Source organism: Anaerosalibacter massiliensis, from assembly GCF_024623155.1.
Classification (GTDB): Bacteria; Bacillota; Clostridia; order Tissierellales; family Sporanaerobacteraceae; genus Anaerosalibacter; species Anaerosalibacter massiliensis.
In genome coordinates this window covers 1-18,293 of record NZ_JANJZL010000017.1, presented here as the reverse complement: position 1 = coordinate 18,293, position 18,293 = coordinate 1, and the positions used below count along the sequence as shown (strand labels likewise).

At 30.6% G+C, this 18,293-nt stretch carries 17 protein-coding genes and 1 rRNA gene; all 18 read right to left on the bottom strand.

The window, feature by feature from the left end; genetic code table 11:
* Positions 1-23: 23 nt before the first annotated feature.
* Positions 24-1,727, bottom strand: a complete 1,704-nt coding sequence (lpdA, locus tag NSA23_RS15000; protein ID WP_257490729.1) for a dihydrolipoyl dehydrogenase — start codon at positions 1,725-1,727, stop codon at positions 24-26.
* A 36-nt stretch (positions 1,728-1,763) separates the two neighbouring features.
* Positions 1,764-3,107 carry a dihydrolipoamide acetyltransferase gene (locus NSA23_RS14995; protein WP_257490728.1) on the bottom strand — a complete coding sequence of 448 codons (1,344 nt, stop codon included), beginning with the start codon at positions 3,105-3,107 and terminating at the stop codon, positions 1,764-1,766.
* A gap of 12 nt (positions 3,108-3,119) precedes the next feature.
* Positions 3,120-4,115 carry an alpha-ketoacid dehydrogenase subunit beta gene (locus NSA23_RS14990; protein WP_042682479.1) on the bottom strand — a complete coding sequence of 332 codons (996 nt, stop codon included), beginning with the start codon at positions 4,113-4,115 and terminating at the stop codon, positions 3,120-3,122.
* Between the two features lie 12 nt (positions 4,116-4,127).
* Positions 4,128-5,090 carry a thiamine pyrophosphate-dependent dehydrogenase E1 component subunit alpha gene (locus tag NSA23_RS14985; RefSeq protein ID WP_276537103.1) on the bottom strand — a complete coding sequence of 321 codons (963 nt, stop codon included), beginning with the start codon at positions 5,088-5,090 and terminating at the stop codon, positions 4,128-4,130.
* Positions 5,091-5,130: 40 nt separating this feature from the next.
* A complete protein-coding gene (locus tag NSA23_RS14980) occupies positions 5,131-6,075 on the bottom strand; it encodes a sugar-binding transcriptional regulator (protein ID WP_257490727.1) in 945 nt (314 codons plus the stop codon).
* A gap of 265 nt (positions 6,076-6,340) precedes the next feature.
* Positions 6,341-7,636, bottom strand: a complete 1,296-nt coding sequence (locus NSA23_RS14975; RefSeq protein ID WP_042682484.1) for an NAD(P)H-dependent oxidoreductase — start codon at positions 7,634-7,636, stop codon at positions 6,341-6,343.
* Positions 7,637-7,842: 206 nt separating this feature from the next.
* Positions 7,843-8,196, bottom strand: a complete 354-nt coding sequence (locus NSA23_RS14970; RefSeq protein WP_042682486.1) for a PTS glucitol/sorbitol transporter subunit IIA — start codon at positions 8,194-8,196, stop codon at positions 7,843-7,845.
* Positions 8,197-8,235: 39 nt separating this feature from the next.
* Positions 8,236-9,219, bottom strand: coding sequence for a PTS glucitol/sorbitol transporter subunit IIB (srlE, locus tag NSA23_RS14965; RefSeq protein ID WP_257490726.1), 984 nt, complete (start codon positions 9,217-9,219; stop codon positions 8,236-8,238).
* Between the two features lie 34 nt (positions 9,220-9,253).
* Positions 9,254-9,775, bottom strand: a complete 522-nt coding sequence (gene srlA / locus NSA23_RS14960; RefSeq protein ID WP_257490725.1) for a PTS glucitol/sorbitol transporter subunit IIC — start codon at positions 9,773-9,775, stop codon at positions 9,254-9,256.
* Between the two features lie 86 nt (positions 9,776-9,861).
* Positions 9,862-10,230, bottom strand: a complete 369-nt coding sequence (locus tag NSA23_RS14955) for a transcriptional regulator GutM (RefSeq protein WP_257490724.1) — start codon at positions 10,228-10,230, stop codon at positions 9,862-9,864.
* Positions 10,231-10,298: 68 nt separating this feature from the next.
* Positions 10,299-11,261: a sugar-binding transcriptional regulator gene (locus NSA23_RS14950; RefSeq protein ID WP_257490723.1), complete on the bottom strand. Its 963-nt coding sequence runs from the start codon at positions 11,259-11,261 to the stop codon at positions 10,299-10,301.
* A gap of 175 nt (positions 11,262-11,436) precedes the next feature.
* Positions 11,437-12,249 (bottom strand): Cof-type HAD-IIB family hydrolase, encoded by an 813-nt coding sequence (locus NSA23_RS14945; protein ID WP_042682495.1) that lies wholly within the window; start codon positions 12,247-12,249, stop codon positions 11,437-11,439.
* A 33-nt stretch (positions 12,250-12,282) separates the two neighbouring features.
* Positions 12,283-13,572, bottom strand: a complete 1,290-nt coding sequence (locus NSA23_RS14940) for an NAD(P)H-dependent oxidoreductase (RefSeq protein WP_257490722.1) — start codon at positions 13,570-13,572, stop codon at positions 12,283-12,285.
* Positions 13,573-13,602: 30 nt separating this feature from the next.
* Positions 13,603-14,832, bottom strand: a complete 1,230-nt coding sequence (locus NSA23_RS14935; protein WP_257490721.1) for a BaiN/RdsA family NAD(P)/FAD-dependent oxidoreductase — start codon at positions 14,830-14,832, stop codon at positions 13,603-13,605.
* Positions 14,833-14,975: 143 nt separating this feature from the next.
* On the bottom strand, positions 14,976-16,232 hold the full coding sequence (locus NSA23_RS14930; protein WP_042682502.1) for a uracil-xanthine permease family protein: 1,257 nt from the start codon (positions 16,230-16,232) through the stop codon (positions 14,976-14,978).
* 241 nt (positions 16,233-16,473) lie between these two features.
* Positions 16,474-17,343 carry a radical SAM protein gene (locus tag NSA23_RS14925; protein ID WP_042682505.1) on the bottom strand — a complete coding sequence of 290 codons (870 nt, stop codon included), beginning with the start codon at positions 17,341-17,343 and terminating at the stop codon, positions 16,474-16,476.
* 174 nt (positions 17,344-17,517) lie between these two features.
* The gene (locus tag NSA23_RS14920; protein ID WP_050069836.1) at positions 17,518-18,024 is read right to left on the bottom strand and encodes a thioredoxin family protein; all 507 of its coding nucleotides are present in this window, start codon (positions 18,022-18,024) and stop codon (positions 17,518-17,520) included.
* Positions 18,025-18,166: 142 nt separating this feature from the next.
* Positions 18,167-18,283, bottom strand: a 5S ribosomal RNA gene (gene rrf, locus NSA23_RS14915).
* Between the last annotated feature and the right edge of the window lie 10 nt (positions 18,284-18,293).

Here is an 18,293-nt window from a genome sequence, read left to right as displayed (position 1 = left end):
TTTCATACCTGACTCATAATTTTCTATGCTTTTTTAGGTAAGTGAATAGCTTTTCCTAATGCATCTTCACAAGCTTCTACAAAAGCTTCTGAAAATGTAGGATGTCCATGAATTATTTCTATAGCCTCATATACTGTAATTTCCATCTCCATTAGTGTAGCTGCTTCATTTGCTAATTCTGCAACTTTAGGTCCTACCATATGAACTCCTAAAATCTCTCCGTAATTTTTATCCACTATTACTTTCACAAACCCTTGAGTCTCCCCTGAAGCTAAAGCTCTTCCATTTCCTACAAATGGAAATTTACCAATAGATATATCATATATTTCTCTTGCACTTTCTTCAGTAAGGCCTACTGAAGCAACTTCTGGTATAGTATAGATACAAGCTGGTGTATTTTTAAGTTTTACTTTTTCTTTCCCACCCATTGCATTTATAGCTGCTATTTCACCCATTTGAGTTGCAGCATGGGCAAGCATTAATTTGCCATTTATATCACCTGGAGCATAGATTCCTTCTACACTAGTCTCCATATAATCATTTACTTTTATTCTTCCTCTATCCATTTCAAATTCAATTTCTCCTACACCTGCTACATCTGGAACTCTCCCTATTGATAATAATGCTTTATTGACTATTAGATCATCTTTTCCTTCTAATTTTAACATTAGTCTATTATCTTTTTCAACTATTTCTTCTAATTTCGTAGAAGTAAGTATTTCTATTCCTCTACTCTTTAAATTTTGAAATAGATTTGCAGATACATCCTTGTCCATATTTGGAACCAATCTGTCCATCATTTCAATTATGGTTACTTTACTACCAAAGGAACTAAACACCAATCCTAATTCTACTCCAATAACTCCTCCACCTATTATAGCTAATCTTTCTGGTACTTCCTTTAAATTAAGAATTTCATCACTTGTAATGACCAATCTACTTTCTATACCAGAAATATTGATTTTAGCTGTTTTAGAACCACCTGCTAAAATAATTTTCTTCCCTTCTATAATATCTTTTTCATTTATTATTACTCTTTTGCCCTTAGTTATTTTTCCTATACCCTTAAATATTGCAACTCCGTTACTCTTTAAAAGTCCTACTACACCATTAGTTAATGTCATAACTACTTCATTTTTCAGTTCAACAGTTCTATCCATATCTATCTTTATTTGGGGATTTTCTATAAGTATTCCTCTTCTATCTGCTTTCTTTATTTCTTCAATTATTTCAACATTTTTTAAGTAAGTTTTTGTAGGTATACATCCTCTATTTAAACATGTACCACCTAATATACTTTTTTCCACTAAAGCTACTTTTCCACCTAATTGAGCTGCTTTTATAGCTGCTACATATCCAGCTGGTCCTCCACCTATAACTATTACATCATAAATTTCTTTGTTCTTATCTTCTTTGAGCTCTCTTACTTCTACTTCCTTTTTTTCAAATTCTTCTATTTGAACATTTTCACTTTCAGAAATTTTTTCTCCCTTTTCCCCTATATAACCTATAGGAGTTACCACTGGAACTATTTCACCATTGTTTTTCAGTATCTTCAAAAGGTAACCAGAAGTTTCTGCTTCTACCTCCATATTTACCTTATCTGTCATTATTTCTAATAGAACTTCTCCTCTTTCCACATAGTCTCCTTCATTCTTGTACCATTTGATTATTTGACCTTCTTGCATATCCATACCTGCTTTAGGCATTATTACTTCCGTTGCCAAGATAAATACCTCCTTTACTGTAAATATGGTAGGACTTTATATTAATATTTTAATTGGATTTTCTAATAAACTCTTTAAATCTTGCAAAAACTTAGCTCCTACTACCCCATCTATAACTCTATGGTCTACTGTTAAACTTAAAGTCATCATAGGTTTAACCTTTGCTTTACCATCTACAGGGACTAATTTTTCTACTATTGTATTTACACCTAATATTGCACTATTTGGTTGATTTATAATTGGATCAAAATGGGTTATTCCATACATTCCTAAATTACTTACTGTAAAAGTACTTCCTTGCAATTCATGTGGTAATAGTTTCATATTAATTGTTCTTTCAGTTACATCTTTTGCAGCTACAACTATTTCAGTTAAAGTCATTTTATCTGCACCTCTTATAACTGGAGTAAGAAGTCCGTTTTCTAATCCAACGGCCATAGCTAAATCTACATAATCATGGTATATGATATTTTCTCCATCTTCTGATAAGCTTGCATTTACTAATGGATGATTTTTTAATGCCCTAGCTGTAGCTAATAGTATTATATCTGTAATAGTTATTTTCTTTTTAGTTTCTTCTAGAATTTGTTCCTTAACTGTTCTTCTTAACTCTATAACCTTAGTCATATCTACTTCTGTATTTAGAGTAAATGTTGGTGCAGAAAAATAACTTTCTGACATTCTCTTTGCTATAATCTTTCTCATATTAGACATAGGAACTACTCTAGTTCTTCCATCTTCCATGACTTCTTCAGTAATATTTTTTTCTTCTTTTCCTACTAATTTTAGAACATCTTCTTTAATTATTTTCCCTTCAAATCCACTGCCTATAATATTTTCTAAATCTATTCCCTCTACTTCTGCAATTCTTCTTGCTAGGGGCGTAATTTTTATATCTCCTTCTTTATAGTTTTCAACATCAATTTGTTGAATTCGTCCCTTAGGTCCAGAACCTTTTACTTCTAATAAGTTTATATTTCTTTCTCTAGCCATTCTTCTTGCAGCTGGAGTAGCTCTTATCTTATCTTTTATTTCTAATACTTCAGGTTCTTCTTTAGTTTTTATTTCTTCAATTTCTTCTTTTATCTCTAACTTATCTTGAACAGTTTCTTTACTTTCTTTTACTTCGGGAATCTCCTCCCCTTTTTCACCTATATAACCTATAGGAGTTACTACTGGGACTGTTTCACCATTGTTTTTTAATATCTTCAAAAGGTAACCAGAAGTTTCTGCTTCTACCTCCATATTTACCTTATCTGTCATTATTTCTAATAGAATTTCTCCTCTTTCTACGTAATCTCCTTCATTCTTGTACCATTTAATTATTTGACCTTCTTGCATATCCATACCTGCTTTAGGCATTATTACTTCTATTGCCATATCCTATCCCCCCTATCGGTTTAAAACTTTGAATACTGCATCTCTTATTTGCTTTTCACTTGGTACTACTGCACTTTCTAGTTCGGGATTATATGGTATAGGTACATCTAATCCTGCTAATCTTATAATAGGTGCATCAAGATAGTCAAAAGCTTCGCTTTCTGAAATAACCGACGCTATTTCTCCTAAATATCCTCCAGTTTTACAAGCTTCATTTACAAGAATTGCTCTACCTGTTTTCTTAACTGAATTTATGATTAATTCTTTGTCTAAAGGTACTAAAGTACGAGGGTCTAATACTTCTACACTTATACCTTCTTCTTCTAATTCTTCTGCTACTTTCAATACTCTAGGAAGCATTCTTCCATAGCTTATTATAGTTACATCTTCTCCTTCTTTTTTAATCTCTCCTTTTCCTAGAGGTATTATAAATTCATCATCTATTGGTACAGAACCCTTTACTTTATATAAAGTTTTTTGTTCTACAAATACTACTGGGTTATCATCTCTTATAGCTGCTTTTAAAAGCCCTTTTGCATCAGCTGCTGTTCCCGGTACTACTACTTTAAGTCCTGGTACATGACAGAACCACGCTTCTAAACTTTGAGAATGTTGAGCTGCTGCTCCTGTTCCTGAACCGCCAGGTGCTCTTAGAACCATTGGAACTTTGGCCTTTCCGCCGAACATATAACGCATTTTTGCTGCTTGATTCACTAATGAATCCATAGCTATTGTAGTGAAATCCATAAACATTATTTCTGCAATAGGTCTCATTCCTGTTACAGCTGCTCCCGCTGCCGCTCCTGCTATAGCTGCTTCTGATATAGGAGTATCTCTAACTCTTTCTTCACCAAATTCTTCAAGCATTCCTACAGATACACCAAATGCTCCTCCATATAAGCCAACATCTTCTCCCATTAAAAATACATTTTCATCTTTTCTCATTTCTTCAACCATTGCTAATTTAACTGCATCTTTATATGTCATTTCCTTCATTTGTTCACTCATTTCTATCCCTCCCTATGCATATACATCTTCTGTTATAGTTTCAATTGGTGGATTTGGACTATTATTTGCAAACTCAACAGCTTTCTCAATTGATTCTCTAGCATTATTTTCAATCTTATCTAGTTCTTCTTCAGTTGATATTTTATTTTCTATTATATAATTTCTAAGCTGCTTAATTGGACATTTGCTTTTCCATTCTTCTACTTCTTCCTTTAATCTATAAATTTGTGCATCAGATTTTGAATGACCCAGCCATCTATAAGTTTTACTTTCAATTAATACAGGGCCATTACCTTCCCTTACATATTTAGCAATTTCTTTTGTTCTATTATATACTTCTACCGCATTGTTTCCATCAATTATATGCCCTGGAATTCCATAAGATTTTGCTCTATCAGCTATGTTTTTTATATTCATTGCCTTATTTTGTGGTACACTCATACCATATAGATTGTTTTCACAGTAGAATATTACTGGCAATTTCCATACTGAAGCTAAGTTTAATGCTTCATGGAAACTTCCCTCATTAGAAGCACCATCTCCAAAGAAACAAAGTACTACTTTTCCTGTTTTCTTCATTTGTTGAGTAAGGGCAGCACCTACTGCTATTCCATGACCTCCTCCTACAACTCCATTAGCTCCTAAGTTTCCAGCATCTACATCAGCTATATGCATGGAGCCACCTTTTCCTTTACAATATCCAGTATATTTTCCTAGAAGTTCTGCCATCATTTTATTTAAATCTATCCCTTTTCCTATAACTTGACTATGACCCCTATGAGTTGAAGTTATTAAATCATCATTATTTAATGCCATACAAGCTCCAACACTTGAAGCTTCTTGACCAATTGAAAGGTGAGTTGTACCATGTACCATGCCCCTTGCGAAAAAATAGCTTACTTTTTCCTCAAATGCTCTAGCTTCATTCATTCTTTTATACATTTCCAAAATTGTTTCTTTACTAATATCAATCATTTATATCCCTCCCGCTTTAAAAGCATAATAGTTTAATTTTTTACATATAATCCTTTAAAATACTCTTTGCTACACTCTCATCAGTAACTAATACATCCATTAGCTTTCCTCTTAACGCTCCATGGATAGCCTCTATTTTCTTTTCTCCACCTGCTACTGCAACTATTGTGGGTATCTTTTCTAATTTATCTAGGCTAAGGGCAACAGTTTTTTCAGTAAATATACTTTCTACTTCCTGTCCATTTTTATCAAAGAAACAAGTTCCAATATCCCCTACGACTCCACAATCTAATAACTTATCTATATCTTCCTTTTGCAAGAGCTCTATATCTGTCATAGTAGAAGATACTATGCCACCTATTCCAACAACTGCAATATCTGCATTTGCACTACTTTCTAAAACTTTTTTAATACTTTTATCTGCAAATATTAAATCTCTTACTTCCTTTGTTGCTACAAATACTGGAGAATATAAACCTAGTGAACTTCCTCCTAAATTTTTAGCCATAGTATCTGCTATCACATTAGAATGATATATGTTCATTTCATTGCCAATGCCACCTACTAAAGGTGATATAACTATATTTGTTTTACCACTAGATCTAATTCTACTAGCTACTCCATATAGTGTTCTCCCCCATGAAACAGCAATTGTCATATTATGTTCAATGATTTGACTCAAATAATCTACAGCTCCATCTGCTAATTGAGTTATTAAACCATTTTCATCCTTTGATAACTTTGGTACAACTATAGCTTTCTTTAATCCAAATATTGTTTCTAGTTGTCTTTGAAGATCAAAACAATATAAATCTGAATCTTGAATTTCAATTTTTACGATACCTTTATCTCTAGCCTCATTCAGCAACATAGATACTTTAGATCGAGAAATTGAATATTCTTTAGCTATCTGATTTTGACTCATTCCATCTATATAGTACATATAGGCTATTTCAGCAAGTTTTCTCTTTCGGCTATTATTCATAACAATCCTCCCAGCTACACCTATGAATTAAATAGTTTTATTTCTTTAGTTTCATTATACCATTCTTTTAACATATGTCAATGATGTTGACATATGTTAAAAGAATGGTATAATTATTGTTAAATGTTTGTATATTAAATCTTATTAATTAGAAAAAAGTCTTACACTTAATGAGGGTAATTTAATTACCATTGGAATCCTTCTTCTATATAAAAAATGGAAATCAATTAAGTTGATTTCCATTTTTTATTATAATTTTTATATTTTATCCTATTAGTTGTTCCTGCAATTGTCTAAGTTTATATATTAAAGTTGTTTTATCTAAATCTATTATGTCATAAGTTATTGGTTGACCTTTTTTAATATCTTTTTTAACTATAGCATTTTTATTTATTAAACCAAATGGCACTAAATTCTCCTCTTTTACTGTTTCATAAGTATCAATACTACCATATGCAGTAAACCCACCTATTCCATCCATCTTTTCTCCTACTTTTAAATCCTTTTTAGCTATAGCAATGGTTTCAGCTATTGGCTTTCCATTCATAGGAATAATAGTTGGTTCATTATATATTGCAGCTCTTGCAACTGTTAGTGGCGTTTCCAAACTAGTTAAATGGTAAGGGCGATATAGAACATAATTTGGTCCTTGTCCCATACTTAGATACTGCATCTCATGATGAACTTGTGGCAATTTGCTTGTAACTATTACAAATACTCCTGGAGCAATTCCATTTACATAATCAACTATTTTATATTTATTTAGTATTCCGCCTTCACTCTTTAAACTAAATAGTTTAGGTAACTTATCTACTACAGCTGATGGTGCGTGTCCTCCTCTTATATCTGGAATAAATCCAGTAGCATTTGCCATACAAGTCATTTCCACCATAGTTTTTGTACCATCTACAAATGAAGTTAGCATCTTAGGACTAACTCCTGAGTTTGTGGCTTGCTCAAACACACTATCTGGAGTGGCATCTAATTTTACAGGATTATTCTTTCCCTTTCCAATAGCTAAAACATCAAAACCTGCTGCATCTGCAAAATCATATATTTCTTTGACTGAACCTGGTTCATCTCCTGCAGTACCTGTATATACTACTCCTGCATTTTGAGCCATTTTATTAAGTATTGGTCCTACTACTACATCAGCTTCTACATTGAGCATAACAATATGTTTTTTATTAAATATTGAATCCATAGCTAATTTAGCACCAAGATCTGGTACTCCTGTAGCATCTACTACTACATCAATAAGATTTGCTTTAGTAACTAATTCTGAATCATCAGCTGCTACAAATTTGCCTTTTTCCATAGCTATGTTTACCTCTTTTAAATTTTTAGCAACTACTATGTCTTCTTCTTTAATTCCAGCTAATTTATAAGATTCTATAGCATTCTCTATGTTTATATCTACTACTAGAGATGGAAGTATTCCTTTCATCAATACCATTTGACTTACCATGCCTTTTCCCATTTGTCCTGCTCCAACTAATCCAACCTTTATTTTCTTGCCTTCAGAATCTAAATTAGCTAATTTAGTATTAAGCCCTAACATTTTATATCCCTCCTATATTATAATTAATATTAAATAGTTCTTTGAAATTATTTTCATACAATTAATTTAATTTCACACAAATTATACACCTATTTTTTTAATAGTCAATAATAAGCTATAATTTTTCTTCTTTTCCATCTAGTTTTGTATCTTATATTATCGAAAAAATATAAAGAAATCCCATCTAGGATTTCCTCATATTTTACTTAATATATATTTATTAAATTGCCTATAACTATTTCTTTTAATTCTTCTCCCTTTAAATTAATAACTCCAGGCAAGTCCACAGTATTAGAATCTTTAAACTTAAATGTACAATGACCCAATTCTCTTAATGTTTTATTTGCTTCATCTCCTACAGCTACTACTTCATATTTTAATTCTCCAATAGAGACCATATCTCCAACATTTACATCTCCTTTTAAAGTATCAACTGTATGAAGTACAGAAATTTCAGCCAATTCTGCTGGTGCATCTTCATTGAAAATTATAAGCATTTTTTCTTGAATAAATTCATTTACCATATCTCCGAGTCCAACTACTTTTACTGAATACTTCATAATCTTCCTCCTATACTAGCAAAAATATATTTTTTGAAATTAATATAAACCAAAACTGAATAAGTATGCTATTATTACTGCTAAAGGTCCAGTTATTAATCTTGAAAATAGTATAGCTGGTACACCTACTTCAACAGTCTCGGGTTCCGCCTCTCCTAAACTTAACCCTACTGGAATAAAATCAGCACCTACTTGTGGATTAATTGCAAATAAGGCTGGCAATGCATATTGTGGTGGTATATTTCCTTTACCTATTTCCACACCTATTAAAACTCCAACTACTTGAGCTATAACTGCCCCTGGTCCAAGCAAAGGTGACAATACTGGTATAGCTGCAATAATAGAAATACCTATTAATCCACCTATGCTTCCCGAATAAGGTGCAATAACTTTAGCTATAGCATCTCCTATTCCTGTTTTTAAAATAATTCCAATTAACATAGAGACAAAAGCCATAAATGGTAATATATTTTTAATTATAGAATCTATAGAATCTCTACCTGCTGAATAAAAAATAGATACTACACTTCCAATGCCTTTCCCAATTTTTTCTACAATATTGGTTTTTTTCTGTGATTCAAACTTAATTTCTGTTTTTTCTTCATTAATTTCCGCTTCTTTAATTTCTTTTTCTTTGATTTCAACTTCTGATTCATCTAATAAGACAATATTTTTTTCAGTAACTCCTGAAACATAAAGCTCTTCTGTTATAAATTTAGCCAAAGGACCAGATTGTCCTACTGGAGTTAAGTTTATAGTTAAAATTTTCTTTTTAGGATAAACTCCACATCTAGCAGTTCCCCCACAATCTACAACTGCTACAATTACTTCTTCATCAGGCACTGATGTTTTAAAAGCATCTATAACAGTTCCACCTGTAAGCTCAGCCATTTTATTGGCAACAGGGCTAATTCCTCCTCCAGTAACAGATAATATTTTATCTTTACCTGGTTTTGGTTTTATTATTAAAGGTCCGCCCCATCCGCCAGAACCTTTTTCCACTTTTACAGCATTATATACCATACCTTATCCCCCCATGTCTTATTTTTGAAATGGTTTAGCCCTGTCTTTTTTTCATCATGCGAATAGTCATAAATTCTGTGACCAATCCACGAATAAATATAATAACTAAGCCTACTATAAAATATCTTACAGCTAGTTGTCCTAAAGGAAGTCCTAATTTTTTTATCCCTTCCGCCACTCCAAGATATACAAATAATTCAGCTGGGTTAGCATGCGGAAAAAGCCCTGTTATAGGATGTACAAATGATACTGCTGCATCATAATATGCAGGTTTATACTTTTCGTCCAAAAATTTACCAAATGTATAACACATTGGATTGGTTAGAAAAAATACAGCTATCAATGGTAATACTGTATACCTAGTAATGGCATTTTTAGTTGCCTTTTGTGCTACTCTCTGAACCTTATCCTCCCCTATAATTTTTACTATTGCATTAACAAAAGTAATAAGTACAATCAATGTAGGTAGGATACCTGTTACTAATCCAACAAAAGTTTTTCCTCCTTCTTCAAATAATCCAATAAATCCTTCTGCTAATTTTGCTAAAGCTTCCATGAAACTCCTCCTTCCTATTATCCTTTTAACTAATTAAAGCTTCACACATTTATATCTTTTATGACAAGGTTTTCTTTACTATAAAATTATATGCTTGTCCATTGATTAATTGCAGTTTTTAATGCTTTTCTAGTAGCTTTGTTCTTAATATTTGAAATATCTTCTTTTAACTCTACTATAGATTTATTTATAAACTCATTTTTATTTTTAAATCTATTAAATACAGTTATTCCTTTCATTTCTTTCGCTGCAACTACTCTATCATTATTATCTAAAACTAAAATTACTATAGAACCTACACTAAATTTTCCTTTTTCTTGCCCTACTAAAATTTTTCCTTCTTTTTTCATATCTTTTATTACATTATTAAAGTGTCTCACTTGAATATAAGCAAATAAACCTTGAAGTATCCACATAGCAAAGATAAATATCATAGCTTTAGAAATGTTATCCACTTTATCACCTACTATTTATTAACAATTAATAAAATAATATTGCTAAAAATTTTAGTATCTTTAAATATCTATTTATCAGACAAGGCAAGAATTGCTTCTGCTGTATTTTCATCTGTAATTAAAACATCTATATAGCCTCCTACTAAAGCTGCTAATATAGCCCTTTTCTTTGCTACATAGCCAGCAATACCTATTTTTAATGGTATTTTCTTTATATCTTCTAAATCAATCCCTATAACTCTTCTATTTAATTCAAAATTGTCCCCTTTTCCATACTTATCAATAAATAATGAACTAATATCAGCTATTGCCCCTAATTCTTCTAATTTTTTAATATATTTCATAGTGAAATATCCACTTTCTAAAAGGGTTGAAGTATTTAATAATGGATAACCTATTCCCATTAGTGAAATGTCCACATCTTTCATAAGTTTAAATAAACTCTGAATATTCTTATCTTCAATAAGCATATCTTTTCTGACAGGATCATCTACTATAGAAGGAGCGTGTAATAATTTGCAATCTCCTTTAAATTTTCTAGCTAAATCTAATGCAATACTATTTGGATGTATATTTATATTTGTTTCACCTATTCCTCCAACCAAAGGTAGAAAAGTTATATCTCTCTTTTTGTCATTATTTATATAATTCTTAATTTTATTTAAAGTTGTTCCCCAAGTCACACCTATTGTTTGGCCATCTTTGATAATTCTCTCAAGATATTCTGCTGATGCTTTGGCTAATTCTTTCTTTATTTCTTCAGGTTCATCAGCCATGCTATCTACAACTATCACTTCTTTCAAATCAAACCTTTTTTCTAACTCTTTCTCCAACTGTATGTATTGGTTTTTTATTGGATTATTTACTGTAATTTTTATTATCTTTGCTTTTTTCGCAGCAGATAATATTCTGGAAACTGAAGATTTTGAAATTTGCAATTTTTCTGCTATTTCTCCCTGATTTAAATGTTCTTCATAATACATTTGAGAGCATTTTACCATTAATCTTGTATCATATCCTTTTTTATTCATAGCAACCCTTCCTTGAAATTTTTTTCAGACTAATAAATTCTTTGCAGACACATTCTATTATGGAATCGTTTTTATGTCAAGAATAGTTTATTTTTTAACTATTTATTATGTATAGAAACAACAAAATCATACTATTTTTTTTAAACTTCTTTTTAAATTGTAAAAGAGAGATTTTTTAATCTCTCCAATATTTCTTAATAGCATGGCTTACACCATCGTCACTATTTGAAAGGGTGATAAAATCCGATTTTTCTTTTACCCTATCTAATGCATTTTCCATAGCTATGCCTACCTTCGCATATTCAATCATAGATATATCATTTTCTCCATCTCCAATTGCAACTACACTCTCTCTATTTAAATTATAACTTTTAGTTATTCTATTCAATGCTTTTCCTTTACTTGCCTTAGAACTATATACTTCTAAGAAACATGGCAAAGAAAATTGAGCAGATATTTCTTCAGAATATTTTCGTTCTAATTCTTTTTTAAATATAGAAAGGAATTCATTTTCACCACATTGAAGTAATTTACCAATAATATTCCACATATTATTTTTTTCTATAAAATTATATAAAGATCCTACTTCTTCAATCTTGGATGTAGAATAATTTCTAAAGATTTCAAATCTCTTATCTTTTTTATTTGAAACATATAAGGTATTTCTTATAAAGACTACATTATATATATCTTTTTTTTCACATGTTTTAATTATATCTTTTGCTATTTCACTATCAATATTCTCTTCATATATTATTTCTTCTCCAGTATAATCAGATATTATACCGCCATTAAATCCTATTACCATTTCTTCTAAACCTAATTTTCTGCTATAGGGTAAAATAGATGTAGGCTCTCTCCCTGAAGCTAGTATTATTCTCACACCTTCTTCTTTTAATTTAGCTAATTCTTCCTTATTTTTTTCTGATAACTTATGTTCCTCATTAAGAAGTGTACCATCTAAATCTAATGCTAATATTTCATACATTTTATACCTCCTTGTTTTATTCCAGATTTTTATCTACATATTATCCTCTTGTAGTTTCCTTAACTTATATATTAAGCTATTACAGTCTAGCTCTACCATATCATAAGTAATAAATTCTCCCTTTTTAATATCCCTAAGTACTTTAGTATCTTCATCTATTAGACCAATAGGAACTAGATTTTGATTTTTAGCAACTTTATATTCCTCAATACTACCATATACTGTATATCCACCAATACCATCTAATTTTTCTCCAGCTTTTAAATTTTTCTTTGCTACTGTTACTGTATCAGCTATAACCCCTTCCGTTGGAGCTATAGTAGCTCTTCGATTTATACAAGCTTCAAATATTGTATTAGGTGTTTCTAGACTAGTAAGGTGATATGGTCTATATAGAACATAATTAGGTCCAGATCCCATTTTTAAATATTCTAATTGACTGTGAACTTCTTCTAAATTTGTCGTAAATATTAAAAATACCCCTGGAGCTATTCCTCTAACATAATCTACTACTTCATATTTATTGAGAACTCCTCCTTTTTCTTTTAATCTCATAAAACTAGTTAAGTCATCTATATTGCTAACTATGCCATGTCCACCTCTAATGTCTGGAACAAAACCTGTAGCATTTGCCATGCAAGTCATTTCTATCATAGTATTTGTTCCATCAATAAATGCTGCTAACATATTGGGTTTTAATTTCTTTTTTAATGCCTCATCATATACAGTAATTGGATTTGCCTCTAAGTTTATAGGATTATTTTTCCCTTTTCCTATAGCTAAAACTTCAAATCCTAATCCTACTGCAAAATCATATAATTCCATAACTGCTCCAGGTTCATCACCTGCAGTTCCTGTATAAATAACACCAGCTTCTTTAGCATATCTATGTAGTATTGGACCTACTACTGAGTCTGCTTCTACATTTAACATCACTATATGTTTTCCATTATGAATAGCATCCATAGAAAGTTTTGCTCCTACCTTAGGAACACCTGTAGCATCTACTACAACTTGGATTTCATTTGCTTTTGCTGCTATATCTATATCTTCGCTAATTACATACTTCCCTTTTTCTAAAGCAAAATTAATCTTCTTCAAAGAATTAGATATAACCATGTCATCTTTTTTAATACCTGCAGATAAAAGTGCATTTATTGCTTTCTCAGCATTTCTGTTTATGACTAAAGCAGGCAACATTCCTCTTATTCTTGACATCTGATTAACTAAACCTTTACCCATTTTTCCTGCTCCAACTATAGCTACTTTTATAGGAGTACCTTCTTTCTCTAGTCTAGCTAACTCTTTATTCATATTTAACATTGTATTTCTCCTTTCTGCATATCTTCCTACTTATTTTATCCCAGCATTTTGCCCTGCAATATATCCAGAAGACCAAGCCCATTGGAGATTAAATCCTCCACAATCTCCATCTATATCTACTAATTCTCCTGCAAAATAAAGTCCTTCAACTAATTTAGATTCCATTGTACTACTTTCTATTTCTCTTGTATCTACACCTCCTGCTGTTACCTGTGCATTTGACCAAGACTTACTTCCTTTTATTTCAAATCTCCAATCCGTTAATATATGGGCTATTTTTTCTATCTCTTCATTAGATAAATTAGCTATATTTTTTAATCTATCAATTTTAGTTTCTTTTAATATAACTGGAATTAGCCTTTTATTTATAAGACCTATGAGTCCAATTTCTATAGGCTTTTTAGGCATATATACAAACCGAATTTTCAAACTCTCTTCTAACTCATTTTTATCTATACTATTTAAAATTGATATTTTCAATATTGGTTTTTTCCCATTATTTAAAAGCTCCAAAGCTTTCCTACTTAGTTGAAGAATTGGAGGGCCAGATATGCCATAATCAGTAAAGAGTATATCTCCCCTATCTTCTCTTAAAATCTTATTTTTGTTTATGAGATAGGCAGTACCTAAAACTTTCACTCCATTAATACTTTTAAGAAAATTTTCTTCTAATTTTAATTGTACAAGTCCAGGAAATATATCCACAATATTATGTCCTAATTTTTTAGCTAAATTATATCCATTACCATCTGAACCAGTAGAAGGCATAGCCTTACCACCCGTAGCCAATATAACCCTATCTCCACTAAACCTTCTTCCATATTTTAAATTTATTAAAAACTTTCCACCTTTATTTTCTATATCTTTAACAAAAGCATTACATATTGTTTCTATTCCTAAATTATCTAATTCATATCTCAAAACATCTAATATACTAGAAGCTTGGAAAGATAGAGGAAAGACTTTTCCACTATCCTCAATTGCTGGGACAATACCTAATTTTTCAAAAAAAGATATAGTTTCTTCTACACCAAATTGAGATAAAGGACTATAAACAAATTTAAAATTCTTTCCATGATAATTTTTTACATCCAAAAATTTATTTGTATAATTACATCTTCCATTTCCTGTTGCTAATATTTTCTTTCCTACTCGTGAATTTCTTTCTAATATAGTTACTTCTGCACCATTTTTTTTGGCAGAAATAGCTGATATCATTCCTGCAGCTCCACCACCAACAACAATTACTTTCACAGACATATATATAACTCCTTCTATATTTGATAAGATATTATTTTCCTTATCTTATTTTATACATTATTTTTACTTTTGTCTATTTTGCTAAATAAAGAGCTGTGAATCAGTCTTTCTATTCTGACTCACAGCTCTTTATAAATAGTTGTTTAGTTTCTATTTAGTACTCCATTCAATACTACTCCTACTATAGCTGCAAAACTTAGTCCTGTAATCTTAACAGTTTCTGTTACTGGTATTCCTATAGTTATGCCAAATCTTTTTTCTATAATTCCACTTCCTAGTCCAAGTACTAATATAGTTATCATTACTAATATATTTTTAAAATTAAATTTCACTTTATCATTTTTTATAGTTTTAACTCCTATTAAGGATATCATACTAAATAACATAATACTTATTCCGCCCATTACTGGTATTGGTATACTACTTAAGAGCGCTCCTATTTTAGATACAAATCCTAATATTATGGCAAATATTGCAGCTAGTCTTAAAATTGATGGATCATAATTTTTGGTTATAGCAAGTACTCCTGTATTTTCTCCATAAGTTGTATTAGCAGGACCTCCTATTAAAGAAGCAGCTATTGTAGCAAGTCCATCTCCAAGTAATGTCCTATTTAATCCTGGATCTTCAACGAAGTTTTTCCCTACTACTTGACCATTAGTAGTTATATCTCCTATATGCTCCATAAATACTGCTAATACTACAGGGGCTATTATAGATATAGCACCTAAATCAAACTTTGGAAGATTAAATGGCGGTAATGATATGATAGGACTTTCTTTTATTAATGCTAAATCTACTATTTCTAATTTTAATGAAAGCAAATATCCTACTACTACACCTGTTAAAATTGATAATTGTTTAAAAAATCCCTTACCTTTAAAGTTCACAAGTAATGCTGTTATAAGAGTGATTGTTGCAATTAAGAAGTTTTTAGAAGCCATATCAAAAGCTGTAGGTATAAGATTCATACCTATTACTATTATCATTGGTCCTACTACTTGTGACGGCAAGTATTTCTTTATCTTATCTACGCCAATCTTCTTTACTACAAAGGATAAAACTACATATATTATACCTGCTACCATCATTCCACCTTGAGCATAGGATAAATCTCCGTTATACATTTCCTTTACAGTGAGTACAACAGGTATAAATGCAAAAGATGAACCTAAAAATACTGGAACTTTGCCTTTTGTACATAAGTGAAATATTAATGTACCCATTCCTGCTGAAAACAAAGCTATAGATGGATTCAATCCTGTTAAAATTGGAACTAAGACTGTTGCACCAAACATAGCAATCAAATGTTGAAGAGCTAAAATAGCCTTTCTTGAAGATTCTTTAGTTTTTAAGCCATTTTTAGAACAAGATTCTTCTTTTAATATATGTTCAGACATTAAAAAACCCCCTTTTTTTATTAAAGGAGATTCTAAGATCTCCCCTTTTCAGCCTCACAGGACTGAATTAAAAGGCCTACACTATCTGATTGTAATAAAAAAACTTCTTGACACTAGCAAGAAGTTTTTTGCATAACTAAACCGTTTATCACAATCTTGCCAGTCTCACAGGACTGAATTAAAGATTCGTGTGCCTCTCATTTTTTCTATTATAACATTATATTTTATTTTTTGCAATATATTATAGTCTTCTAAATACTTCCCCTTCTTCTAATCCTTCTAATTTTAATCCTTCATCTATTTGTGCTAATATTAAATCTTTATCTTTTCTCAAAGTACCTCCCAATGGAACATAATTAGAAGCATGATTACTCCTAAATATACAATTATCAACTTCTAAATTGCTAATAAATTGTCTAGTTTCAATAAGGACTTCCTTGGGAGTTAAAAGTTGAAATTCTCCATTTTCAACTTCATCATAAAATTCTGTACCTTCTTCTACTAGAAGTGTAAGAAGTCCTATATAGTCAGGGTTAATTTCATTCATAACTTTAGCAGATTCAATAGCATGTTCTTGTGACATATCTTTTCCTCCTATACCTGATATAAGTGTCACTGAAAGTTTGATTCCTGATTCTACAACTCTTTCTCCTGCTAAAATCATCTCATTAGGAGTAACCCCCTTATTTATTTTCTGTAAAATTTTTTCACTACCAGATTCTACTCCTAAATATATAATTCCTAATCCTAAATCCTTTAACTCTAACAAATCTTCTTTGCTCTTAAGTAAAATAGATCTAGGTGAACCATATATCCCAACCCTTTCACATTCAGGAAAAAGCTCTTTTATGGCTCTTAGTATCTTTCTTAAATAATCCATTTTCATAATAAGACCATCACCATCTGCTATAAATATCTTTTTTACATTTTTATAGCTTTGTCTCCCTATCATTAAATCTTTTATAATTTCTTCTAATGGTCTTATTCTAAATTTCTTATCTTTATACATAGAACAAAAAGTACATTTGTTGTGGGAACAGCCTATAGTAGCCTGGACTATAAGACTATAAGCTTCACTTGGGGGTCTATAAACCGTACCTTCATACCTCATATTATCGATCTCCTTTTAATTCATTTAGAATATCCATGTTTTTTACATATAATATAGTTGTTTTCACATCTTGAATAAAATATAAATATTCTCTATATATTCTCTTATATTACATACCCTTATGTACCTTTCTAAACCAATTTAGTTGAGTTAAAAATATCAATGATTGTTATACTAATATTTTAAAATATTTAGTATATCTTTTAGAGTCTCTTCTGTATATTCTCCCTTTCTATATTTCCTCATTGTAACAATAACAGCAGTTTGATCTCCTATTTTATAAACTTCTTTTACAATATTAGGTCTCTCAACAAAAGTACCTAAAACATTAAAGTCCTCATCAAAAAATATAAAAGTAGGTATCTTGACTTTTTCACCTTTAATAAATTTTTTTAAAAAATCCTCGTTTTCATCTCTATCTATTATAGAAATTTTAATATTATTGTTTATATTTTTCATTCTTTCCAAAACAGGTACATTTACCATACAATCAGGGCACCAAATTTCTGCACAAATTAAAACATTTATCTTTTTATCTATGGATTTAATTCTTTCTATAAATTCCTTATTAAAATATATCCCATTCAAAATTTCCAATGTTTTTTCCTTGTAAGAATCTTCATCCATATTTACAAATTCTTCAAAAGAAATACCATTATAAAACATTTCTTTAATATCCAAAGCTAATCCCCCTTTACATAACCCATCAGTATATATTATTAGTTAGTTTACTAAATTATAATATATATGTATTAACAATACAATATTTAAATAAAAAAACCCTACCTCGACCTACGAGATAGAGCTTCTATTCTATGTATAAATCTGGCAACTTCCTACTCTCCCAGAGTGTCTCCACTCAAGTACCATCAGCGTTAGAAGGCTTAACTTCTGTGTTCGGTATGGGAACAGGTGTGACCCTTCTGCTATCGTCACCAGATAATGTATTA